Annotated in this window: 16 protein-coding genes, 5 tRNA genes and 1 pseudogene; 21 read left to right on the top strand and 1 reads right to left on the bottom strand. The window is 42.4% G+C overall.

Annotated elements, in window-relative coordinates:
• The first annotated feature begins 35 nt into the window (after positions 1-35).
• The 14 genes from FC60_RS07090 to FC60_RS07025 all read left to right on the top strand — a co-directional run bounded on the left by FC60_RS07090 (position 36) and on the right by FC60_RS07025 (position 10,377).
• Positions 36-108: transfer RNA gene (locus tag FC60_RS07090), tRNA-Asn, on the top strand.
• Positions 109-154: 46 nt separating this feature from the next.
• Positions 155-228: transfer RNA gene (locus tag FC60_RS07085), tRNA-Thr, on the top strand.
• Between the two features lie 200 nt (positions 229-428).
• Positions 429-1,919: a peptide MFS transporter gene (locus tag FC60_RS07080; RefSeq protein ID WP_056937727.1), complete on the top strand. Its 1,491-nt coding sequence runs from the start codon at positions 429-431 to the stop codon at positions 1,917-1,919.
• Between the two features lie 70 nt (positions 1,920-1,989).
• On the top strand, positions 1,990-2,823 hold the full coding sequence (locus tag FC60_RS07075; protein ID WP_056937726.1) for a metallophosphoesterase: 834 nt from the start codon (positions 1,990-1,992) through the stop codon (positions 2,821-2,823).
• A 74-nt stretch (positions 2,824-2,897) separates the two neighbouring features.
• A tRNA-Tyr gene (locus FC60_RS07070) sits at positions 2,898-2,980 on the top strand.
• A 7-nt stretch (positions 2,981-2,987) separates the two neighbouring features.
• Positions 2,988-3,059, top strand: a tRNA-Gln gene (locus FC60_RS07065).
• 59 nt (positions 3,060-3,118) lie between these two features.
• Positions 3,119-3,757: a hypothetical protein gene (locus FC60_RS07060; RefSeq protein ID WP_056937725.1), complete on the top strand. Its 639-nt coding sequence runs from the start codon at positions 3,119-3,121 to the stop codon at positions 3,755-3,757.
• Between the two features lie 39 nt (positions 3,758-3,796).
• Positions 3,797-4,510, top strand: a complete 714-nt coding sequence (locus FC60_RS07055) for an aspartate/glutamate racemase family protein (protein ID WP_056937724.1) — start codon at positions 3,797-3,799, stop codon at positions 4,508-4,510.
• A 104-nt stretch (positions 4,511-4,614) separates the two neighbouring features.
• Positions 4,615-5,316, top strand: coding sequence for a GntR family transcriptional regulator (locus FC60_RS07050; protein WP_007122513.1), 702 nt, complete (start codon positions 4,615-4,617; stop codon positions 5,314-5,316).
• Positions 5,317-5,326: 10 nt separating this feature from the next.
• Entirely contained in the window at positions 5,327-6,793 is a 1,467-nt protein-coding gene (locus FC60_RS07045; protein WP_056937723.1) for a nicotinate phosphoribosyltransferase, read from the top strand.
• Positions 6,794-6,802: 9 nt separating this feature from the next.
• Positions 6,803-7,633, top strand: coding sequence for an ammonia-dependent NAD(+) synthetase (nadE, locus tag FC60_RS07040; protein WP_056937722.1), 831 nt, complete (start codon positions 6,803-6,805; stop codon positions 7,631-7,633).
• A 3-nt stretch (positions 7,634-7,636) separates the two neighbouring features.
• Positions 7,637-9,835 carry a Tex family protein gene (locus tag FC60_RS07035; RefSeq protein ID WP_056937721.1) on the top strand — a complete coding sequence of 733 codons (2,199 nt, stop codon included), beginning with the start codon at positions 7,637-7,639 and terminating at the stop codon, positions 9,833-9,835.
• Complete coding sequence (locus FC60_RS07030) at positions 9,804-10,247, top strand: SprT family protein (protein ID WP_056937720.1); 444 nt, start codon at positions 9,804-9,806, stop codon at positions 10,245-10,247. The genes FC60_RS07035 and FC60_RS07030 overlap by 32 nt, the downstream gene beginning before the upstream one ends.
• A 44-nt stretch (positions 10,248-10,291) precedes the next feature.
• Positions 10,292-10,377: transfer RNA gene (locus FC60_RS07025), tRNA-Leu, on the top strand.
• Positions 10,378-10,422: 45 nt separating this feature from the next.
• On the opposite strand, the gene FC60_RS07020 is transcribed toward FC60_RS07025, so the two are convergent.
• The gene (locus FC60_RS07020; protein WP_056937719.1) at positions 10,423-12,339 is read right to left on the bottom strand and encodes a sugar MFS transporter; all 1,917 of its coding nucleotides are present in this window, start codon (positions 12,337-12,339) and stop codon (positions 10,423-10,425) included.
• Between the two features lie 186 nt (positions 12,340-12,525).
• On the opposite strand from FC60_RS07020, the gene FC60_RS07015 reads away from it, so the two are divergent.
• From FC60_RS07015 to FC60_RS06985, 7 genes and pseudogenes are all read left to right on the top strand, one after another.
• Positions 12,526-13,530: a LacI family DNA-binding transcriptional regulator gene (locus tag FC60_RS07015; RefSeq protein ID WP_056937718.1), complete on the top strand. Its 1,005-nt coding sequence runs from the start codon at positions 12,526-12,528 to the stop codon at positions 13,528-13,530.
• A 121-nt stretch (positions 13,531-13,651) separates the two neighbouring features.
• Complete coding sequence (locus FC60_RS07010) at positions 13,652-14,434, top strand: PTS sugar transporter subunit IIC (RefSeq protein ID WP_056937717.1); 783 nt, start codon at positions 13,652-13,654, stop codon at positions 14,432-14,434.
• 122 nt (positions 14,435-14,556) lie between these two features.
• Positions 14,557-15,945: pseudogene (locus FC60_RS07005) on the top strand (glycoside-pentoside-hexuronide (GPH):cation symporter); the annotation flags it as partial.
• Positions 15,946-15,967: 22 nt separating this feature from the next.
• A complete protein-coding gene (lacZ, locus tag FC60_RS07000) occupies positions 15,968-18,997 on the top strand; it encodes a beta-galactosidase, LacZ type (RefSeq protein WP_056937715.1) in 3,030 nt (1,009 codons plus the stop codon).
• A 108-nt stretch (positions 18,998-19,105) separates the two neighbouring features.
• A complete protein-coding gene (locus tag FC60_RS06995; protein ID WP_056937714.1) occupies positions 19,106-20,983 on the top strand; it encodes a glycoside hydrolase family 2 TIM barrel-domain containing protein in 1,878 nt (625 codons plus the stop codon).
• Positions 20,970-21,926, top strand: coding sequence for a beta-galactosidase small subunit (locus tag FC60_RS06990; protein ID WP_056937713.1), 957 nt, complete (start codon positions 20,970-20,972; stop codon positions 21,924-21,926). The genes FC60_RS06995 and FC60_RS06990 overlap by 14 nt, the downstream gene beginning before the upstream one ends.
• A 107-nt stretch (positions 21,927-22,033) precedes the next feature.
• On the top strand, positions 22,034-22,984 hold the full coding sequence (locus FC60_RS06985; protein WP_056937712.1) for an AEC family transporter: 951 nt from the start codon (positions 22,034-22,036) through the stop codon (positions 22,982-22,984).
• The last annotated feature ends 17 nt before the right edge of the window (positions 22,985-23,001 follow it).

Below are 23,001 nucleotides of genomic sequence, written 5' to 3'. Positions count from 1 at the left end.
GCTCCCTGCGAGGATAGGACATTGCCATGCGTTATTCCGGATTAGCTCAGTCGGTAGAGCGCTTGACTGTTAATCAAGATGTCGCCAGTTCGAGTCTGGCATCCGGAGTTAATTTAGGAAAAGTGTTGACGTTGTATCAACACTTTTCTTTTATGCCGATTTAGCTCAGTTGGTTAGAGCGCATCTCTCGTAAAGATGAGGTCGGAGGTTCGACTCCTCTAATCGGCATTTTTTGTTTATAGATGTTCAATTACAATGGTCAGTGCCTAATGGTACTGTCTTTTTTTATCTGGTATGCGTTTGTAACGGCGAGATTTGTTGTGCCTATGGAAAAGTTGACATTTCACTAAAAATTACATTATACTTAATCGGCGCATTATAAGAAAATGATTAGTACATTTCTAACCAAAAATATTGGGAGTAGGTAAATGCAAAAAGATTACGATCATGCTTTTTTTGGGCAGCCACGAGGGTTGTCCACCTTGTTCTTTACAGAAATGTGGGAACGATTCAGTTATTATGGTATGCGGGCAATTTTACTTTATTATATGTATTTTACCGTTACCAAAGGTGGCTTGGGAATGGATCAAACCACGGCTGCTTCAATTATGTCAATTTATGGCTCCTTAGTTTATTTATCCGGGGTCGTAGGCGGATGGATCTCTGATCGAATTTTGGGGAGTCAACGGACGGTCTTCATTGGGGGCATCTTGATCATGTTTGGTCATATCGCCCTTGCGATTCCAGCCGGAGTCTCCGCCTTGTATATCTCCATTTTATTAATTGTCATGGGGACAGGACTTTTAAAACCGAATGTCTCTGAGATGGTTGGTGATTTATATACTGAGGATGATCAACGCCGCGATGCTGGTTTTAGCATGTTTGTTTTTGGAATTAACTTAGGGGCCGCGATTGCCCCAATTCTGGTCCCGTGGGCAGCGGATGGTTTTGGTATGCATTTGTTTGGTAATCAGGTTAATTATCACGCTGGCTTCGCTCTAGCAGCTGTAGGGATGTTTTTCGGTCTCTTACAATATTGGCTGGATGGGCGAAAGTATTTAAGCAAAGATAGTCTTTATCCTGATGATCCGATTGATAAAGAAAGTTTGAAGCCTGTGATCATATGGACAGTGATTGGCCTAGTAATTGTCGTCTTAGTTCTTGCCCTATTAGCAGCAATGAGTCTTTTTAATATCAAGAGCATCATTAATTTAATCACTTTCGTGGCGATTTGTTTGCCAATCGTATACTTTATCATGATGATTAATAGCCGGAAGGTTACAAAAGTTGAGCGATCTCGGGTAATTGCTTATGTTCCATTATTCATCGCGGCAGCCATTTTTTGGGGGATTGAGGAATCTGGATCAGTTGTCTTGGCTCTTTTTGCCCAAGAACGAACCATCTTACATCTAGGAAATTGGCATTTTGAAGCAGCCAACTTCCAAACTTTGAATCCACTGTTTATCATGTTATTAACCCCTGTCTTTGTTGCTTTATGGAATCGTTGGAAAAAGCAGCCCAGTGCTCCAGGTAAATTCGCCTATGGACTAATTTTTGCGGGATTATCATATGTCTGGATGGCATTACCTGGAATGATTAATGGCACAAGTGGGAAAGTGAGTCCACTTTGGTTAGTGGGATCTTGGTTTATTGTTGAAATTGCGGAAATGTTAATTTCGCCTATTGGATTATCAGTTACTACCAAATTAGCCCCAAAGGCCTTTAGTGGACAAATGATGAGTATGTGGTTTTTAGCTAACTCGGCTGGACAAGCGGTCAATGCTCAAATTGTTCAATTTTATTCGTCGAAAACTGAGGTTCAGTACTTCTTAATTATTGGTGGGGTAAGTATAATTTTCGGAATTATCCTATTTTTCTTTGTTAAACAAATTCATGCCCTTATGGAAGGAATTGATTAGCAAAAAGCGTCTTCTTTGTCGAAGACGCTTTTTGCTTGCTATAATACTTTTAAATTAAGGAGAAAACACAATGCGGCTGGTAATTAGTAGTGATAATCATATTGATGTGAATCGATTGGACCTGACCACGACTTTGCAATTTCAAGCGAATTGGCTAGTTCAACATCAGGTTGATTTGTATTTTCATTTAGGAGATTTATTTAATAATTTTGGTCAAACAAAAGCCTATTTTCAACAATTACAATTACTTACTCCTCAAACAAAATGTTTTTATTTGGCTGGCAATCATGAAATGATCAACTTAGCGCCTTTTTCAATGCTTGAAGGAACCACTGATTCTCGATATTTTCACAAGTCCTATCTCGACCTACCAGGGACGAATTGGCGAATCATTGGGAATAATGGTTGGTATGACTACAGCTTTTCAACTTTTGCTCAAGAATCAGACCGAGTAGCTAAGTGGAAGAATGTCTATTGGCTAGATTCGACAGCCGATCAGCCATTGACGGATCAAGCGCGCATGGAACAGGTTTTACAGACCTTAACCGACCAATTTAAGAACGCTCAGCAAAATCATCGCCAAGTGATTCTATTAACCCATTTTGCGCCACAAAAGGTCCTCTTGCATCAATATCCAGCGACATTATCTGTGCGCCGTCAAGAAGCCGCAGAAATGATTCGGGCCATGATGGGGAGTCAACGGCTTGGAAAGCTTATTCAACAGTATCCGAATGTTAAACAAGTCTATTACGGACATTTACATGGATACCGTCCTCAACAGACTATTGGAAACGTCGACTATATCAATGTAGCGGTAGGGGTTAACAAACGCCGGCATAATGAGTGGGATCAACCGAATTTTAAGCAACAATGGGTCCAACACCTAAAAGTTTTAAATTTTTAGGAAAAAAGACTTGCCAAATTGAAGGAGTTTCGGTAATATAATATTTGTTGATTGCGACAGCAATTATAACTCCTGGAGGAGTAGCGAAGTCTGGTTAAACGCGACGGTCTGTAAAACCGTTCCTTTTGGTTCGGCGGTTCGAATCCACCCTCCTCCATTATTATTGGGCTATAGCCAAGCGGTAAGGCAACGGTTTTTGGTACCGTCATGCGCTGGTTCGAATCCAGCTAGCCCAACTGACAAAAGCAGCTACCTGATGGTAGCTGCTTTTACTTTTATCAAAGGATCTGATTAAATGCCAAAGCAGGGACAATTTGCTAGACAAAGTCGGCAAAGTAAACTAAAGGCGACGAAACAAAAACTTAAACGACAAAAACAAACCATTACTGATCAGCAAATGAGTGATTTTTTAGTCGTTCGATATGCCTTAACTTTACGGCAACGAACGACAGCTAATAGCCAAGAGACACTGCAACGGTTTATACAAGAAATTGCGGATCATTTACGACAGACCCAAGGAGACTTTGAGCACTTGTTACCGATGATTTGGCAAAAAGTTAGCGGACAAGTACCGTGGCAGTTTTATTGGCAGCTGAGTCTGAATTGGCCACAATTAGCGCCTTTTTTACATCGCGAAATCAATGCCTTACCGCTAGGTCAGCCAATTTGGGTTCAGAATTTACCAACACTAGAGGACTTTGATACTCAGCTATTAAATGAAATGGTTAACCAAATAATCGCCACGACGACGCTAAATCACCCTTTGAAAAGTGAGCAAAGAGAGCAAGTGAAACAGCGCCTGACTACAACCCTTTGGATAGACAAGCAAATTCAGTGGGAGCAAATTCGGCAACTCCTCGGCCCCTTTCAACAAACAATCACTAGCAATGATTCAGGAAGCCAGGTCTGGTTGGACCACTTAGCGCGCTTATAGTAAGATAGGAATAGTAATTTTTATTGACGGAGGCTCATCATGCAAAAGTTTTTTACCGTTTTAGGTGGGATGGGGACATTAGCCACGGAAAGCTTTGTTCGAGTAATGGATCAACGAACTCCAATTCATTGTGATCAAGATTATTTAGATTACCTGGTGGTTAATCATGCGACGGTGCCAGATCGGACTAATTGGATTTTAGATCATCGTCAGCCGAGTATTGTTCCGCCTCTGTTAGAAGATATCCAGCAACAAAGTCTCTTAAAACCAAGTTTCTTTGTGCTAGCTTGCAATACCGCTCATTATGTCTATGATCAATTACAGGCAGCTACTGAAATCCCCATTATTAATATGCTAGCAGAAACCGTAGCGGAAGTTTCCAAAATCATGCCACAAGCGAAGCGCGTGGGAATTCTAGCGACTCCAGGGACCATCCAATCTGGTCTATATGACCCCTACATTAAAAAAGCGGGTTATGAAGTGGTTCGGCCGACCAAGGAAATTTTAGCCTTAACGGAAGACTTAATTTACAATGATATTAAGGAAGCAGGTCACTCAGACAATCAGAAGTATCATCAATTAGTTAAACAAATGATTGAAGATCTCAATTGCGATATTGTCATTTTAGGATGTACGGAATTATCGTATGCGGAAGAAATGGATCCAGAAACCACTTATCCGGTAGCAGACTCTCAATCAATTGTCGTCGATCGCACAATTGAAAAGGCACTCTCCATACGCCAAGCTGACTAAGCGAAATTGCTCTCAATGGGAGGGCTTTTTTAAAATCCAAGGGAACCGGACTTGTGGTAAAATTGAATTTAGTATATACGGGAAATACAGGGATTTAGAGAACCATGGCTTCACCAATTTATATTCAAATTCATAATCAACTTAAAACAATGATCGAACAAGGAACTTGGCAAGTTGGACAACGAATTCCACCGGAACGAGTCCTAGCGGAACGCTTTCAAGTTAGCCGAATGACCTTACGCCAAGCGATTCAAACTTTAGTCGACGAAGGGGTTTTGGATCGCCGAATTGGTTCGGGGACTTTTGTTGCCAGTCAAAAGGTGCAAGAAAAGATGACGGGGGTCACTTCTTTTACCGAATTAATGCGGGCGGCTGGTCGTCAACCATCCAGTAAGACCATTTCTTATCATTTAACGGCACCGTCAGAAACTGAGATCCAAACTTTACGCTTAGCACCAGGTGAACGAGTATTAAGAATGGAACGGATTCGATATGGTGATGAACTACCAATCTGTTATGAATTAGCAACGGTTCCTGAAAATTTAGTCAGCCAATTTAGCCGCGAAGAAATCACTAAGTCCTTTTATGAAACTTTAATTGCTAAGGCCGGCCTTCAACCAGGTCATGCCACGCAGACGGTTTCAGCAGTGAATGCTACGGAAAAGATCGCTGAATATTTAGGCGTTAAACGGGGCGCAGCCTTGCTGAGGATGACACAGATTTCATACTTACAAGATGGACGACCATTTGAATATGTCCATACCCAATATGTCGGTAATCTCTTTGAATTTGTCCTCGAGAAATAAGGAGTTTATTATGGAATATCTATATCCTGATGATAGTTATACCTTACATACGGATGCTTATGAACTAACAATGATGCAAACTTACTGGCAAGAAGGAATTGCGGACCGCAAAGCCGTCTTTGAAGTCTTCTTTCGAGAAATGCCCTTTGACAATGGTTATGCGATTTATGCAGGTTTGGATCATTTGATTCAATACATTCAAAATCTGCATTTTTCGACGACTGACATCGATTATTTGCGGACCACTGCCATGTTTGATGACCAATTTTTAGACTACTTGGCAACCTTTAAGTTCCAGGGAAATGTGCGGAGCATGGTTGAAGGAGAAATCGTATTTAATCATGAACCCTTGGTGCAAATTGAAGGAAACCTATTAGAGTGCCAATTAGTAGAAACGGCCATTTTGAATATTATTAACTTTCAAATTATGGTGGCGACGAAAGCGGCACGGATTAAGTCCGTGGTTGGGAATCAAGCCGTCATGGAATTTGGTTCTCGGCGGGCACAAGAATTTGATGCCGCCCTGTGGGGAACGCGGGCCGCTTATGTTGGTGGCTTTGACGCTACCAGCAATGTTCGTGCTGGGAAGCTATTTGGCATTCCTATTTCAGGGACCCATGCCCATTCCTTGGTACAAACATACCGAAATGACTACGATGCCTTTAAGGCTTATGCGCAAACTCATCGTGATTGTGTCTTTCTTGTCGATACTTACGACACTTTAAAGAGTGGGGTACCAAGTGCCATTAAGATTGCGGATGAATTTGGGAATCAAATCAACTTTATCGGGATTCGGATTGATAGCGGTGATATGGCATATCTATCCAAGCAAGCCCGGAAAATGCTCGATGAAGCAGGTTATCCCAATGCTAAGATCTTTGCTTCTAATGATCTGGATGAGACGACAATTCAAAACTTATTGATGCAAGGCGCTAAAATTGATACTTGGGGTGTTGGGACGAAGTTAATTACTTCATACGACCAACCGACTTTAGGGGCCGTTTACAAAATAGTTTCGATTGAAGACGATCAAGGACAAATGGTAGATACGATCAAACTATCTAATAATACCAGCAAGATGTCGACCCCAGGGAAACACCAAGTTTGGCGGATTACGCGAGAAGCGGATGGCAAGAGCGAAGGGGATTATGTCACCTTAGTCCATGAAGATCCGCGTGACCAAGAATCACTATATATGTTTGATCCGAACAACCCATTCTTAAATAAGACCGTTCATGGTTTTATTGCTGAGCCGTTGTTGCATGATATTTTTATTAACGGCGAATTAGTTTATAACGAGCCTAGCTTAGATGAGATCCGGGCCCTCCGTGCTGATCATTTAGAGGCTTTATGGGATGAATATAAGCGTGATCTTAATCCGCAAATTTATCCGGTCGATTTATCGCAAGAATGTTACGACCATAAACTATTAACGATTCGTGAAGTTCATGATTATGTTAACCAACTAAAAAAGTAGGTGATGATGATGACCACATTACAAGCGACAATAATCAAAGATTTACAAGTCAAAACTCAAATTGATCCGGCTACTGAAATTCAGCAACGGGTGCAATTTATTCAAGAGTACTTAAAAACGACGGGGATGAAAACGCTAGTCCTCGGAATTTCGGGTGGTCAGGACTCGTCGTTGGCGGGGCGGCTATCCCAACTAGCTGTTGAAGGTTTACGTCAAACCACCCATGATGATAATTACCAATTTATTGCTGTCCGGCTACCATATGGGGAGCAGGCGGACGAATCCGATGCCATGTTTGCGCTTAATGAATTCATTAAGCCTGATCGGATGATTCGGGTCAATATTCAACCGGCCACTGATGCCATGGTGGCTTCTTTGCAGACTGGTGGGGAAACCATTAGCGACTTTAATAAGGGGAATATTAAGGCTCGGGAACGGATGATTGTGCAATATGCCATCGCCGGCCAACATCAAGGCGCAGTTGTGGGGACAGATCATGCTGCCGAAGCCGTGACGGGTTTTTATACGAAGTTTGGAGACGGTGGCGCTGATTTAACGCCTTTAACCGGGCTGAATAAGCGACAGGGTAAACAACTCCTGACCTATTTAAAGGCGCCCGCTAAGTTATACGAAAAAACGCCGACGGCTGATTTGGAAGAGGATCGACCCGCCTTACCAGATGAGGTGGCCTTGGGAGTGACTTACCAAAACATTGATGACTATCTCGAAGGTAAGAATGTTGACCAAGTGGTCGCAGATAAAATTGAAGCATGGTACCAAAAGACGGGGCATAAACGTCATTTACCGGTCGCCCCTCAAGATGAATGGTGGAAAAATTAATTTATGGAAGCAACAATTGTCAAAAACGTTGAAGCAACTTTAACAGAATTCAAACCATGGCAGGTTAAAGCAGCACTAGAATTGATGGATGAAGGGAACACGATTCCCTTCATTTCTCGTTATCGGAAAGAAGCCACTGGAACCTTGGATGAGGTCCAATTACAGACGATTCAGACCACTTATCATAAGGCACAGGAATTAGCCGATCGAAAGCAAACGGTCTTAAAGGCGATTGCTGATCAAGATAAATTAACGGATGCTTTAAAACATCAAATTGAGGCCGCTCCTGATCTGCCAACGGTGGAAGATTTATACTTGCCATACAAGCAAAAACGCCGGACGAAGGCCCAGATTGCTAAGGAACAAGGTTTGATGCCCTTAGCCAATTGGCTCTTACATTATGAAGATACTGGTTTGATAACTAAAGCCGCTGAATTTGTCACTGACGAAGTTGCAGATGCGCCAACTGCCTTATCAGGAGCTCATGAAATCTTAGCTGAAGCGATTAGTGAAATGTCAACGGTTCGAGCTTGGCTCCGGGATTATACGACGAAAAATGGGCGCGTAGTTACGAAGGTCACTAAACAAGGGGCAACGATTGATGAGAAGGGTGTATATCAGCAGTATTATGATTTTGATGCGGCAATCAAAGATATGACCTCTTATCGGACTCTGGCGATTAATCGCGGCGAAAAAGAAAAAGTTCTGCGAGTTAAAATCGAGGTTGCCAGTGAGCCAATTGAGAATTATTTAGCCTTTCGCTTGATTCGGGGTCATGCCGAAAATGATGCGACCCGGTTTGTCATGGCGGCGGCTCAAGACGCCTATAAACGTTTCTTAGGCCCGGCCATCGAACGAGAATTGCGCCATCAAATGACCGAAGAGGCCGATGAACAAGCCATTAATGTATTTGGTGAAAATCTTTATCATTTGTTGATGCAAGCTCCAATCAAAGGGAAAATGGTACTTGGTTTTGATCCCGCCTATCGGACCGGATGCAAGTTAGCGGTCTTAGATCCAAGTGGAAAATTAATTCAAACGGCGGTCATTTATCCGCATCCTCCAGCACCAGAAGCTAAACGCGCCCAAGCACAACAAGCCTTTTTAGATTTGATTAACCAGTATCAAATTGAAATGGTGGCGATTGGTAATGGGACGGCTAGTCGAGAATCGGAGCAGTTTGTCGCCACGGCCTTGAAACAACTAGATCGGGACGTTTATTACGTGATTGTAAATGAATCGGGGGCTTCCGTGTATTCGGCTAGTCAGGATGCTCGTGACGAGTTCCCTGATCTGACGGTCGAAAAGCGGAGTGCCATCAGTATTGGTCGTCGATTGCAGGATCCATTAGCGGAATTGGTTAAGATTGATCCCCAAGCAATTGGGGTTGGACAATACCAACACGATCTGCCGGAAACAGAATTAAAAACTGAATTAACGGCGATGGTCGAGCGGGCGGTTAACCGCGTGGGGGTTAACCTCAATACAGCTAGTTATCAGTTATTGACCTATATTTCAGGCTTATCAGCCACGATCGCTAAAAATATCGTTAAATATCGGGATGAGAATGGTCAATATGTCGATCGGACCCAACTAAAAAAGGTTAGTCGTCTAGGACCGAAGGCATACCAGCAAGCGGTTGGTTTTTTACGGATTGTTGATGGTGATAATCCGCTTGATAATACTGATATCCACCCGGAATCTTATCCGGTTGCGACTCAAATTTTGCAGGATGCTCAAGTAACGGTCAGTGAACTAGGGTCATCATCAGCTAACCAAGCATTACAGGCCTTAGATCCCCAGACATACGTTACCGATACGGTCGGCCTAGCTACGGTGACGGATGTCATTAATGATCTGCAAAAACCGGGTCGCGATCTACGGGATTCGATGCCCGCCCCACTGTTACACCAAGATGTCATGACGATTGATGACCTAAAAGTTGGAATGCAACTAGAAGGCACAGTGCGCAATGTAGTTGATTTTGGTGCCTTCGTTGATATTGGGGTTAAACACGATGGATTGGTACACGTATCACGGATGAGCAAGAAATTTATTAAAGATCCACGACAAGTGGTTTCGGTTGGTGATATTGTTACCGTTTGGGTTTATGAGGTTGACTTGGACCGGCAACGGATCCAATTGACGATGCTCCCACCGAAAAATGATCATGACAAACCAAGAGTTACAGGCCTACACTGAAGAGTGGTCTCGCACCTTGTTTAAACAACCATTCAAGCACCAAATTTTCTTCAATAGACGCTTAAAAACTACTGGTGGACGTTATCATTTGAATGATCATCATATTGATATTAACCCCTTAATGTATGAATGCTTCGATTTGGCGAATTTAAAGGCTGTTGTGGTGCATGAATTGTGCCATTACCATCTGCACCTAATGGGACGCGATTATCATCATCGAAGTAGTGATTTTCGTCATTTATTAGCTCTGACGGGTGGTCAGCGATATGCGCCAGCTATTCCTAATCGGGAAGCTAAATACCGCTATCAATGTCAAACTTGTGGAGTGATAGTTAATCGGCAACGCCGTTTTAATCTTCAACTTTATGTATGCCGCCAATGTGGGGGAAGATTCAAACTTATTCCAAAATAGGCTTGCTAGGAGGTAATATCTTTGTTAAGATATTACTTGTTAATGCGGCGGTGGCGGAACTGGCAGACGCGCAAGATTAAGGATCTTGTGGTCAATTATGACCGTGGAGGTTCGAGTCCTCTTCGCCGCACTACAAAAGAAAACGTCTAGCGATTGCTAGGCGTTTTTCTTTTAACTATTTATTTTGGACTTCTTCGATCAAATCGCCATGATTAATTGGGCGCTCAGTAATTGGTGCTAATGGTAATAATTGTTGTGGTTTAGTAAAGAACATAATTACCGTATCATCGTAGTGATTTTGATTGATTAATTCGCGATCAAAATCCATTAAAAGATCGCCGGCTTGAATGGTTTGTCTATCACTATAATGAGAAACAAATCCTTGACCATTTAAGTTCACGGTGTCGATCCCAATATGAATGATTGCTTCAAGACCTTGATCAGAAACTAGCCCAATTAAATGTTTGGTTGAGAAGGTGAAGACGATTCGTCCATCAAAAGGCGCATAGATGTGACCATCACTTGGTCGAATAGCAAAGCCAGTTCCGGGGAATGGTTGCCCATTAACCTTCACTTGGCCCATCGGAATTAAGTCACCATCAACAGGGGCAAAAACCTTTGTTGAGGCTGGCTTTGACTTTGTTAGTTGATCGTCAGTTAAGTTGGATTGCCCAGCGGCTAATTTAAGGGTTAGTTCATCCACAATTTCAGCGTGGGCTTTTTCGGATAGTTTAACTTTGGTTAGGAAGATAACGAGGGAAAGAATCGAGAGAGCAAATGGAATATAGAAGGCGAGGCTATTGAAGGTGGCGATATTCTTGGCTGTCATATCAGCAGCAGTGGCCGCCCCGGTCATGCCAGCTGCGATGGCGATATAACCAACTAAACCATTTGAGAAAGCTCCAGTGAGATTATCAATGAGAGGCCGAATCGATAAAATAACGGCTTCGTTTCGTTCTCCGTTCTTTAATTGTCCATACTCGATGGAGTCGGTCATGGTTAAAATGGAAACTAATTGAGCAAAGGTGAAGTAATAGAGGACCAGTCCAATGACGAGTAAAGTTAAGTTATCATGGAAGAAGATAAAAATCAGGTAGGCGATCATCATGCAAACCATCCCCAAAGTATAGAGCCATTTTCGTGGAATGAACCGATTTAAAACTGGATATAAAGGGGAGGTACAAAATGAAATAATCATTGCGGCCATTCCTACAATCCAGTAGGTGCCGGGCTTACCTAAGACAAATTTAAAGAAGTAATACAAGACCCCAGTAGTAATAGTATTGGCCAGCGAGTACATAAAGTAAGCTAAACAAGTCCACAGTAATTGATCATTATGTGCCAGAGCACTAATGACATCTTTAATCGTCGTTTTTTGTTGAGCTGACCGACGTAACAGATTATCTTTTTCGTGGGTTCCAATCGTTACTAGGGTCGCACAAACAATGGCCAGTAAGGAAATAATCACCGCAAATGCGAACCAACCTGGCGCCCCTTGTTCATGTTTACCAGTGGTTAAGTAGGTGAAGTAAGTAACCACTGGAACCACAATAATGGTGAGTCCATTCCAGCCAATTGCACCGGTAAAAGTACCAAGTGAAGTATAAACGCCCCGTTCAGCACTGTCTTCACTCAGAGCCGGAACCATTCCCCAATAAGAAACATCCGAAAAGGAATAAAAAATATCCATCACGACAAACACAATTACGAAAACGATGGCATATAAAATCCAATTAACTTTAATCAGGCCAAATAAGCCGGCAAATAGGGCGATTAAAAGGACGGAACTAATAATCGTCCCGGAAAGAATCCAGGGTTTGAATTTCCCCCAACGACTATGGGTATTGTCGACAATGTTACCTAGTAAGGGGTTGATAAAAATTTCTAGTATCCGAATTAAGACGATTAACCCAGTGATTAAGCCAATGAGTTTATCCGCGATTCGACTAGAAACCCCAACAAACATCACACTGGTAACATAAACAATAAAATAATTTGATAGAGCGCCGTAAAAGGCCGCATGACCAAAATTCCCCATAGCAAAGGAGAATTTGGAGAAAAGGTGTTTAGAAGGTGCATTTGAATTAGTCATTGAAATATCTCCTCATCAAAAATTGAAGAAAACGTTTTCAATTGCTTATTATAGTCAAAATTCGCCTAAAGTAAATAATTTACTGAAAAAATTACTATAAATTTTGACCGTTATAACAGGTTGATTGACTTCAAATGCTGATCTTGATAAGGTTTGAACAGTAATAAAATTATGTGAGGAATCCTGATGGCAACGATTAAAGATATTGCAAAAAAAGCGCAGGTGTCACCAACGACGGTTTCGCGGGTGTTGAGTTATGATCCCACTTTATCGGTCAATAATGAGACTCGCAAGAAAGTTTTTGCCGCGGCGGAAGCTCTGAATTATACCAAATACCAAACGAAGTATCAGTATCGTCATAATGGTGAACAACTTTTTGTGGTGATGTGGTGTTCGGCCCAACAAGAAATTAATGATGTTTACTATTTTTCAATCCGCCAAGGAATAGAGAGCGAGGCCAAGCGGGAAGGATATCAAGTCACGACTATTTATGCTGATGAATCTTGGGAACCTTTGGCTAACGGAGCTGGTGTCATTGTGGTGGGGAGTAATCAATATAGTGCTAGCCAATTATCCTTCTTAAAAAAGCTAGATCTGCCAGTAGTCTTTGCTGATGGGGACTTATTAGGGCAAGGTTTTGCTAGTGTGACCATTGATACAACGGATGCCGTTAAGCATGTCCTGGACCATTTTGCTAAGCATGGTCAAAAAGAAGTTGGCATCTTAGCCGGTGATTTAGCCGATCAATATGACAAGGATAATTTGATTGATTTTCGCTTCCAAGATTTCAAAGCATTGATGACCCAACGCGGCTTATATCGGTCGGATCATGTTTTTGTGGGGGCTTTTACGCCCGATTCAGGTTACGCAGCCATAAAAAAGGCGATTGATGAGGGAATTAAGCTACCGTCAGCCTTGTTTGTGGCTAATGATGCGATGGCAATCGGAGCCGTTAAGGCTTTTCAAGAAGCCGGCATTCGGATTCCAGACCAATTAAGCTTAATCTCTTTTAATGACACGTCAGTGGCGCAATATGCTTTTCCTACCCTAAGTACGGTGAGTGTAAATACGAATCAATTAGGCCAATTGGCAGTAAAGGTCATCACCGATTTACAAGAGAATGGGCAACGCGAACCCTATAAGATTACTTTGCAGACCCAATTAATCTTACGAGATAGTAGTATCAATTAATTTTTAGTGGCTGGGGGAAATAAACCCAGCTTTTTTGTTTAGTAAAATATTTTATAAAAAAGTAAATAAATCACTAAATAATATGCTATCATATCCCTAAAATTATTTAGGGGAGAATGATATGTCAATCTTTAGTAGTTTGTTGGTTTTATTGATCAGTTTTGTTGCTGGTGCCGATGGGGTTCTAGACGAATTTCAGTTTCATCAACCCTTGGTGGCTTGTACCTTAATTGGTTTGGTAACGGGAAAGCTAATTCCTTGCGTTATAATTGGTGGTTTTTTACAATTGATCACCCTAGGATGGGCGAATCTGGGTGCGGCCATTTCACCGGATATTGCGCTAGCGTCCGTTAGCGCCGCAATCATTTATTGTAAATTACGGACAGTCACAACTTATCGAGGTCTAACGATCGCGCTAGCAATATTAATTTCAATTGTGGGTTCACCTTTAACTAAAATTATTCGGACTCAAGCAGTTGGGATCATGCATCGAATGGAAATCGCCGCTCAAAGAGGCGATCTGGTCAAAATTAATCGGCTTCATTGCTTCGTCATGGTTTTACAAGACTTACGGGTGCTAATTCCAGCTTTAATTCTCTTAATCCTCCCGAGCAGATTCTTGATGGATGGCGCTCGACTACTCCCCGAATGGCTCCTATTAGGATTTAGCGTTGGGGCAGGCTTAGTGGTGGCCGTAAGTTTTGCGGTTATTTTAAATATGATTGCTGCTCCTGAATTGTGGCCTTTCTTTACCATTGGATTTGTCTTAGCGGCGATTCCGCAGTTAACCTTGTTGGCTTTAAGTCTTTTAGGATTGGGCTTAGTTCTTATATTTCTTTACCTGCAAAACGGTTCAAAGACCAAACGTTATGGTAAATCGTTAGACGATGTGATTGACAAATAAGGGTTGAACTTAAAGTTCAGCTCTTTTTCTTTTTTTATTAAGTAAAAAAATTACTAAAAATATAGAAAAAGTTACCAAACGATGGTATTATGTAATCGATTTCAAAAGAGGAGGCTGATTTAATGAAACAGCATAAGACACTAGGAGCCCGCTTAGCCTATACTTCGGGGGCTTTCGGGAATGACGTTTTCTACGCAACTTTATCGACTTACTTCATCATGTTTGTCACGACTCATTTATTCAATACGGGGAATCAAGCATTGAATGCCAAGATGGTGGTGATGATGAGTAATGCCATTTTGGCTATGCGGATCATCGAAATCTTTTTGGATCCTATGATTGGGAATGCCATTGACCGGACGGAATCACGTTGGGGCAAATTTAAACCCTGGGTAGTCATTGGTGGGGTCGTGAGTTCCCTGCTTTTGTTGGTCCTGTTCACTAATATGGGTGGTTTAAATCAATCACCAGTCTTATACTTTATTGCTTTTGTGGTCGTTTACTTTGTTATGAACGTTTTTTACAGCTTTAAAGATACGGCTTTTTGGTCCATGATTCCTGCTATGTCGCTAGATTCTCGAGAACGGGAGAAAACAGCGACCTTTGCCCGGGTTGGTTCCACGGTTGGGACTAATTTAGTCGGTGTGGTGATCATGCCAATAATTCTCTTCTTCTCGGTACACAGTAACAAGGGGACGGGTGACCAACAAGGCTGGTTCTGGTTTGTAGCAATTGTGGCCGTGATTGGGATTGTCACCGCCATTGCGGTTGGCTTATGGACGCATGAAGTGCAGTCTAAATTACGGGAAACCAAAGATAAAACGACCCTTCGGCAAGTGACCAAAGTCTTGTTTAATAACGATCAATTAATGTGGTTAGCCTTTGCATATTTGTTCTATGGATTAGGAATTAATACGGTAAATGCCCTACAACTTTACTACTTTAGTTTCATCCTTGGAGATTCTGGAAAGTATTCCATTCTGTACGCCGTTAATACCGTCGTTGGTTTAATTTCTGTCACGCTCTTTCCAAGTTTGGCCAAGAAATTTAATCGGAAGAATCTCTTTGTTTATTGCATGTTATGCATGTTACTAGGGGTAGCACTGTATACCGTTGCCGGGGCTAACTTTACCTTAACTTTAATTGCTGCTGAATTATTCTTTATTCCACAGCCGTTGACCTTTTTAGTTGTCCTAATGATTATTTCTGATGCCGTCGAATATGGTCAATACAAGAGTGGTCACCGCGATGAGGCCTTAACTTTGTTAGTGCGGCCGCTAGTAGATAAATTTGGTGGAGCCATTTCAAATTGGTTTGTTTCAATGGTCGCCGTCATGGCTGGAATGACGACGGGAGCCACGGCATCATCAATTACGGCGCATGATCAATTGATTTTTAAGGTTTGTATGTTTGGAATTCCGGCCATCATGATGGTCATCAGTTTGATCATCTTTATGAAGAAGGTTGATTTAACCGAAGATATGCATGCTGAAATTCTTGCCAAATTGGAAGCTAAAATGAAGGAGAAATAAGATGATTAAACAAAATATCACGACGGCAGATCTTAATTGGCTCGCTGATCCGCAAGTTGATGCGGTGAATACGGTGGCTGCGCATTCGGATCACCATTATTACGCCTCTTTGAGTGAGTTGAGTCAGGGAAAGTCCACTTTTGTCCAATCCTTAGATGGTCAATGGAAAGTGAATTATGTCCGGGATGCTGACTTACGGCCCCGAGATTTTTATCAAACTGACTTCGATGATACTGATTTCACTACCATTACTGTACCCGGCCATCTGGAGTTACAAGGTTATGGTAAACCACAATATGTTAATACACAGTATCCCTGGGATGGGGGCGAATTTTTACGACCGCCAATGATTCCGCAACACCATAACGCCGTCGCCTCATATCTTCGTTACTTCCAGGTTAATGATCATCTCATTCATGATAGCGAACGGGTTCGGTTAGTCTTTGAAGGTGCTTCCACTGCCATTTATGTATGGTTAAACGGTCATTTTATTGGTTATCATGAAGATTCCTTCACTCCGGCAGAGTTTGATATTACGTCCGCTTTAGTGGAAGGCGAAAATAAATTAGCTGTCGCCTTGTATCGCTTCTCCACTGCAAATTGGGTTGAAGATCAAGACTTTTGGCGATTAACGGGTCTGTTCCGTTCAGTTGTCTTGAAGGGCCAGCCCAAGGTGCACTTAGAAGATATTAAAACGAATGCGACTTTAGATGATAGTTATCAACGGGGAATTTTGGATGCCCAAGTGAGCTTAACGGGACCAATCGATGCAAATTTAACTGTTGAAGCCCTATTGCTTGATCGTCAAAATAAAGTCTTAGCTTCTCAGAGTCAACCGGCCAAAGCAGAATTGAATTTTCATTTTGAGGATTTAGCAATCCAAGCGTGGAGTGATGAGCAACCACAACTATACCGGCTACGACTTGCGGTCCGGAAAGATCGCTTTGTTTATGAAGTCGTCCCAGTAGAAGTTGGCTTCCGTCGGTTTGAACTCATCGATCGCGTGATGTATTTAAATGGAAAACGTTTGGTTTTTCGGGGAGTGAATCGGCACGAATTTGATGCACGTTTAGGCCGCGCCGTGACGGATGATGATATGCGGTGGGATATTCAATATCTGAAGCAGCATAATATCAATGCCGTTCGGACTTCGCATTATCCAAATCAAAGCCGTTGGTATGAATTGTGTGATCAATATGGGATATATGTTATTGATGAAACGAACCTTGAAAGTCATGGGACTTGGCAAAAATTAGGTGAATGTGAACCATCATGGAACATTCCCGCCAGTGAGCCGGAATGGTTAGATACTTGTCTATACCGAGCCAATAACATGTATCAACGTGATAAAAATCACCCAAGCATTCTCATTTGGTCGTGTGGCAATGAGTCATACGCGGGTGATGATATCGCGGCGATGTCAAAATTCTTCCATGAACAGGATCCGTCCCGGTTGGTGCACTATGAGGGAGTGACCTGGAATCGTGAATATGACCAAATTACGGATATTGAGAGTCGAATGTATGCTAAGCCAGCTGAAATTGAAGCTTATTTAAAAGATAATCCTCAGAAGCCATACATTTCTTGTGAATATATGCATGCGATGGGTAATTCGCTGGGTGGCTTACAGCTATATACGGCCCTAGAAAAGTATTCGCAATACCAAGGCGGATTTATTTGGGATTTTATTGATCAAGGAATTTACCAACAACAAGCCAATGGGGTTGAACGCTTGACCTATGGTGGTGATTGGGATGACCGACCAGCTGATTATGAATTTTGTGGTGATGGGCTTGTCTTGGCCAATCGACAAGACACCCCCAAAGGATCCGCGGTTAAACAATTGTACTCACCAATTCAAATTGAACCAGATCAAGCTGGGGTCAAAATTATTAATCGGCGGCTCTTTACCATGACCGATGATTTGTATTTTATCGCAACGGTGATGCAAGATGGTCATCAGGTTTGGCAGAGTGAACCAATGAATTGGCTGGTCAAGGCGCGGACATCAGCCCACTTTGCCATTGAATACCCCAAGGACTTATCTGGTGAGATTGTCTATACCGTAACGGCTTATTTAGCTAGTTCGAAGCGGTGGGCTGATAAAGGTTATCCAGTAGTGTCAGGTCAAACCGTCATCCAGGAGGCCTTGCCAAAGTTTGTGGCTAGTGGTCAGCCACAATTAATTGAAGGTGACTTCAACTATGGAGTTAAAGGGAAGAATTTCCAGGCTCTGTTTTCAAGAGCCCAAGGTACTTTGGTTTCGTTAAAGTATGGCGATCAAGAATTGATTCAAAAGCTGCCAAGACTGACCTTTTTCCGGGCCCTGACAGACAATGATCGTGGGGCTGGGTATGGGTATGATTTCCATAAATGGATGTATCTTGGTCATTATGCGAAGATGACGGAAGTGAAGGCTGAATTAAAAGCGCAAGTTGCCCAGATTACCTACCAATATCTTTTGCCATCTCAAATGGGGAAAGCGAGTGTTTGTTATCAAGTAGATCAAACCGGCAAGATTAATGTCGTAGCGGAATATGATGGGCATTTGGTTGGCGAGTGCTTACCAGAATTCGGATTGGAATTCGGTGTTCCAGCTCAGTTAAATCAATTTGATTATTATGGACTGGGGCCCGATGATAATTATTGGGACCGGCAAGCTGGAGCCCAATTAGGTTGCTATCAGGTTAAAGTGGCGGATAATAACATTCCATACTTACGGCCACAGGAAAGTGGTAATCGGATGCAAGTTCGCGAATTAGCCGTTCATGATGGGCTACAGCATGGCTTTAAGGTCGTAGCTGATCAACAAGTTTTTGAGGCTAATGTGCAAAGTCACCAAACCATGGAATATGAATTAGCTGATCATCAAGAAGAATTAGCGCCTAGCCAGACTACTTGGGTTAAACTTTTAGCAGCCCAAATGGGGGTTGGTGGTGATGATTCTTGGGGAGCACCAGTTCATTCCGAATTTATGTTACCCGCGGATCAAAAATATCGCCTGTCATTTACCATTGAACCATTGCAATAAAAAATCAAAAGCGATCAGGTGGAAAGTTCTTTCAACCTGGTCGCTTTTTGCAAATGTAACCGCTATCAGATATACTTAATGGTATCCTTAAGAAATGGAGATTAGCTAATGGAAGCAAGTTTAAAGTGGCTGGATGACCCGACCGTTTTTCGGGTAAATCAACTGCCAGCCCATAGCGATCATCAGTTTTTTAAAAACCAGGAGGAATTAGAAGCGGGACAAAGTAGCTATGTGCAAAGCCTGAACGGCACCTGGGATTTTACCTTTGCGAAAAACCCACAGGTTCGACCGGTTAATTTTTGGGAAGTAGATGCCGATCGATCTGATTTCACGACGATTGAAGTACCAAGTGAAATCGAACTTCAAAATTTTGCGCAGATTAATTATATTAATACGCTTAATCCGTGGTCAGGAAAAGTATATCGGCGCCCGGCCTATTCGCTCGGTGATGACTATGAAGCCGCTGGATCGTTTAGTGAGGGAATTGATAATACGGTTGGAGCCTATGTCCGTAAGTTTGATCTGCCGATTGACTGGCAAGGGCTAGATGTCCATGTCATGTTTGAAGGGGTGGAACGGGCCATGTATGTTTGGCTAAATGGGCATTTTATTGGCTACGCCGAAGATAGTTTTACCCCATCGGAATTTGATCTGACACCTTATCTTCAAAATAAGAATAATGTGTTAGCGGTGGAAGTCTTTAAGCATAGTACAGCTTCTTGGTTAGAAGATCAGGATATGTTTAGATTTTCCGGGATTTTTCGGGACGTGAGTTTACTTGCTTTGCCAGCTAGTCATGTAGTTGATTTAAAGGTAGATGCCCCATATGATCCTGCCAATCAGCAGGGACAATTAGGACTAGCCTTGCAATTGACTAATGATGCAGATCAAGTTCAAGTTACTTTAGCCGATCCTGATGGCGAGCCGATTTTGGAAACGAGTTTAACGGCTAATGACCAATGGCAATTACCATTGCATGACTTAGGCATGGTTCAAGCCTGGGATAATCAGCAACCAGTTTTGTATCAATTGACCTTAACGGTGATCAAAGCTGGGGAAGTGCAAGAAGTCATCCCACAAGTGGTGGGCTTCCGCCAAGTCATGATTAATGATCAAGCGGTCTTAATGCTGAATGGTCACCGGTTAGTTATCAACGGGGTTAACCGGCATGAATGGAACTGTCATCGTGGGCGTGCCATCATGTATGAAGACATGTTGGCTGACTTACAGACCTTCCATGAAAATAACATTAATGCGGTTCGAACTTGTCATTATCCAGATCAATTAGCTTGGTATGATTTATGTGACCGTCATGGAATCTACATGATGGCCGAAAATAATTTAGAATCGCATGGGACTTGGCAAAAGATGGGCGCCATCGAACCATCAGACAACGTGCCGGGTTCGCTTCCACAATGGCATGATGTGGTGATTGATCGGGCTCGCTCTAATTATGAGCTTTTAAAAAATCACCCAGCGATCCTCTTCTGGTCATTAGGAAATGAATCATATGCGGGTGACAACATTGCGGACATGAATGCCTTCTACAAAGAACATGATCCAAGTCGACTCGTCCATTACGAAGGGGTTTGTCACACTCCTGAATACCGTGACCGGATTTCTGATTTTGAGTCATGGATGTACTTACCACCGACAAAAGTGGCCGAATACCTGGCTAATAACCCAGATAAGCCCTTTATTGAATGTGAATATATGCATTCAATGGGGAATTCCGTTGGTGGTCTAGGATCTTACAATGACTTAATTGATCAATATCCGCAATATTGCGGTGGTTTTATTTGGGACTTTATTGATCAAGCAATTGAAGTGACAGACCCCGTTACCGGACAAAAGTCGATGCGTTATGGTGGGGACTTTGATGATCGTCATGCCGATTATGAATTTGCGGGTGATGGGATTATGTTTGCTAATCGGCAACCAAAGCCAGCAATGCAGGAGGTTAAATACTACTATGGACTACACTAATCAAATGCAAATTATTTATGATGATGGAATGCTTGGTTTAGCAGGTCCACGCTTTCATTATATTTTCGGTTATGAGCGGGCTGGTTTGGAATCATTAGTGGTTGACGGGAAGGAATGGCTTTATCGGGTTCCCCAACCGACCTTTTGGCGGGCGACCACCGATAATGACCGGGGAAATCAATTTAATATTAAATCAGCCCAGTGGTTAGCGGCTGACTATGTTGCACCTTGTGTCGACATTGATTTAACGGTCGATAACCATCATTATGACCAATTACCAATTGCGCCGGTGACGAATCAATTCAGCAATCAAACCTTGGCGGAACAAGTGGAAATTAAATACACTTATCAAACCGTAACCATTCCACAAACCACTGTGACCGTTACGTATCATGTTGTGGCAGATGGGACGATTACAGTGCGGGCTCACTATCAAGGAAAAGCTAATTTACCGGAATTACCCGTCTTTGGCTTACGGCTGATTATGCCAACACCAGCCACTGGTTATACTTATCAAGGCCTTTCTGGTGAAACCTATCCCGATCGAATGGCCGGTGCCACCAAGGGGCAATTTGAAGTTGCGGGCATGCCAGTAACTCCATACTTAGTACCGCAAGAATGTGGGATGCATATGGCGACTGATTGGGTGACGGTAACGCGGGCAACGACCCTGAATAATGCTGATCCTGACTTATCACCGCTTTCACTGAAATTTTCAGCTTTGGATAAGCCGTTTGCATTCTCTTGTTTGCCATATACCAGCAGCGAATTAGAAAATGCGACGCATCAAGAGAAACTACCACCAATTCATCGAACTGTGCTGACGATTGCTGGAGCGGTTCGAGGAGTCGGAGGAATTGACTCTTGGGGGGCGGATGTTGAACCCCAATATCACTTGGATGCTGGTCAAGATCATGAAGTAAGTTTTCAAATTACTTTATAAAATTAAAAAAAGATTAGAAAAAACGTCAGATTATCTATTGATCTGGCGTTTTTAGTTGTAAAATAAAACTTGTTGAAAATTTATTTGTAATCCGGAGAGGAAAAAGCATGGTTACCGTTTTCTTATCGGCCCTATCAGGGGTTAGCGTCATTATTATTATGGTTGTGGCAGGTTTCGTCATGAATGAACGAGGTTGGTTTAGTCCAACTTCATCCAAAACGATTTCGCGAATCGTGACGCAAATTTCGTTACCTGCTTACATGATATCCACGATTACCAAGGATTTTACGGCCGGTAAATTATCAATTTTGCTACCGGATTTACGGTATCCGGTAATTTCAATGTTGATTATGTTTGCCTTATCCTTTGCGGTGGCTCGCGCGCTCGCTATTCAACGTTCGCATATCGGGCTGTTTTCGTCGATGTTTTTTAACTCCAATACCGTCTTTATTGGTTTGCCAATTAATCTAGCGTTATTTGGAGATGCTTCGATTCCATATGTGCTGGTTTATTATATGGCTAATACGACCTTCTTTTGGACTTTGGGGGTTTGGCTGATTCAACGAGATGGGATGAAAGACGTTAAAATAGATGTTAAACAAGCCCTAAAGAAGGTTTTTTCAGCCCCACTTTTAGGTTTTATTATCGGGGTTGCTTTAGTTCTTTTAAAAATTCACTTACCAAAATTTATCCTGCAAACTTGTGGGTATTTAGGGAATTTAACCATCCCGATGTCGATGATTTTTATTGGGATTGCCATTTCTAATGCGGGCTTGAAGCGGGTTCGCTTTAACCGGGATGCCTGGGGGATTTTATTTGGGCGGTTCTTATTTGCCCCCATCATCATGACCCTCTTGGTCTTGCCTAGTTCCATGCCGGTTTTAATGAAGCAAGTCTTTATCTTACAATCGGCCATGCCAGTAATGACAAATGCTCCGGTAGTTTCAAAAATGTATAACGCTGATGATACCTATGCTTCCATCATGGTTGCAGAAACAACAGTCATTTCAGTTATCGTTATTCCCGTCTTGATGGTGATCATCAAATCGATTGTTTAAGCCACTTTTTTAGGGTA

The organism is Limosilactobacillus gastricus DSM 16045 (assembly GCF_001434365.1).
In the GTDB taxonomy this organism is placed as follows: domain Bacteria; phylum Bacillota; class Bacilli; order Lactobacillales; family Lactobacillaceae; genus Limosilactobacillus; species Limosilactobacillus gastricus.
This window is presented reverse-complemented; position numbering and strand designations above follow the sequence as displayed.

What these genes read in the sequence shown, in the direction of transcription:
- FC60_RS07080 (WP_056937727.1), top strand. Translation starts at nt 429, where the DNA reads ATGCAAAAAGATTACGATCATGCTTTTTTTGGGCAGCCACGAGGGTTG.
- FC60_RS07075 (WP_056937726.1), top strand. Translation starts at nt 1,990, where the DNA reads ATGCGGCTGGTAATTAGTAGTGATAATCATATTGATGTGAATCGATTG.
- FC60_RS07060 (WP_056937725.1), top strand. Translation starts at nt 3,119, where the DNA reads ATGCCAAAGCAGGGACAATTTGCTAGACAAAGTCGGCAAAGTAAACTA.
- FC60_RS07055 (WP_056937724.1), top strand. Translation starts at nt 3,797, where the DNA reads ATGCAAAAGTTTTTTACCGTTTTAGGTGGGATGGGGACATTAGCCACG.
- FC60_RS07050 (WP_007122513.1), top strand. Translation starts at nt 4,615, where the DNA reads ATGGCTTCACCAATTTATATTCAAATTCATAATCAACTTAAAACAATG.
- FC60_RS07045 (WP_056937723.1), top strand. Translation starts at nt 5,327, where the DNA reads ATGGAATATCTATATCCTGATGATAGTTATACCTTACATACGGATGCT.
- nadE (WP_056937722.1), top strand. Translation starts at nt 6,803, where the DNA reads ATGACCACATTACAAGCGACAATAATCAAAGATTTACAAGTCAAAACT.
- FC60_RS07035 (WP_056937721.1), top strand. Translation starts at nt 7,637, where the DNA reads ATGGAAGCAACAATTGTCAAAAACGTTGAAGCAACTTTAACAGAATTC.
- FC60_RS07030 (WP_056937720.1), top strand. Translation starts at nt 9,804, where the DNA reads ATGACAAACCAAGAGTTACAGGCCTACACTGAAGAGTGGTCTCGCACC.
- FC60_RS07020 (WP_056937719.1), bottom strand. Translation starts at nt 12,339, where the DNA reads ATGACTAATTCAAATGCACCTTCTAAACACCTTTTCTCCAAATTCTCC.
- FC60_RS07015 (WP_056937718.1), top strand. Translation starts at nt 12,526, where the DNA reads ATGGCAACGATTAAAGATATTGCAAAAAAAGCGCAGGTGTCACCAACG.
- FC60_RS07010 (WP_056937717.1), top strand. Translation starts at nt 13,652, where the DNA reads ATGTCAATCTTTAGTAGTTTGTTGGTTTTATTGATCAGTTTTGTTGCT.
- lacZ (WP_056937715.1), top strand. Translation starts at nt 15,968, where the DNA reads ATGATTAAACAAAATATCACGACGGCAGATCTTAATTGGCTCGCTGAT.
- FC60_RS06995 (WP_056937714.1), top strand. Translation starts at nt 19,106, where the DNA reads ATGGAAGCAAGTTTAAAGTGGCTGGATGACCCGACCGTTTTTCGGGTA.
- FC60_RS06990 (WP_056937713.1), top strand. Translation starts at nt 20,970, where the DNA reads ATGGACTACACTAATCAAATGCAAATTATTTATGATGATGGAATGCTT.
- FC60_RS06985 (WP_056937712.1), top strand. Translation starts at nt 22,034, where the DNA reads ATGGTTACCGTTTTCTTATCGGCCCTATCAGGGGTTAGCGTCATTATT.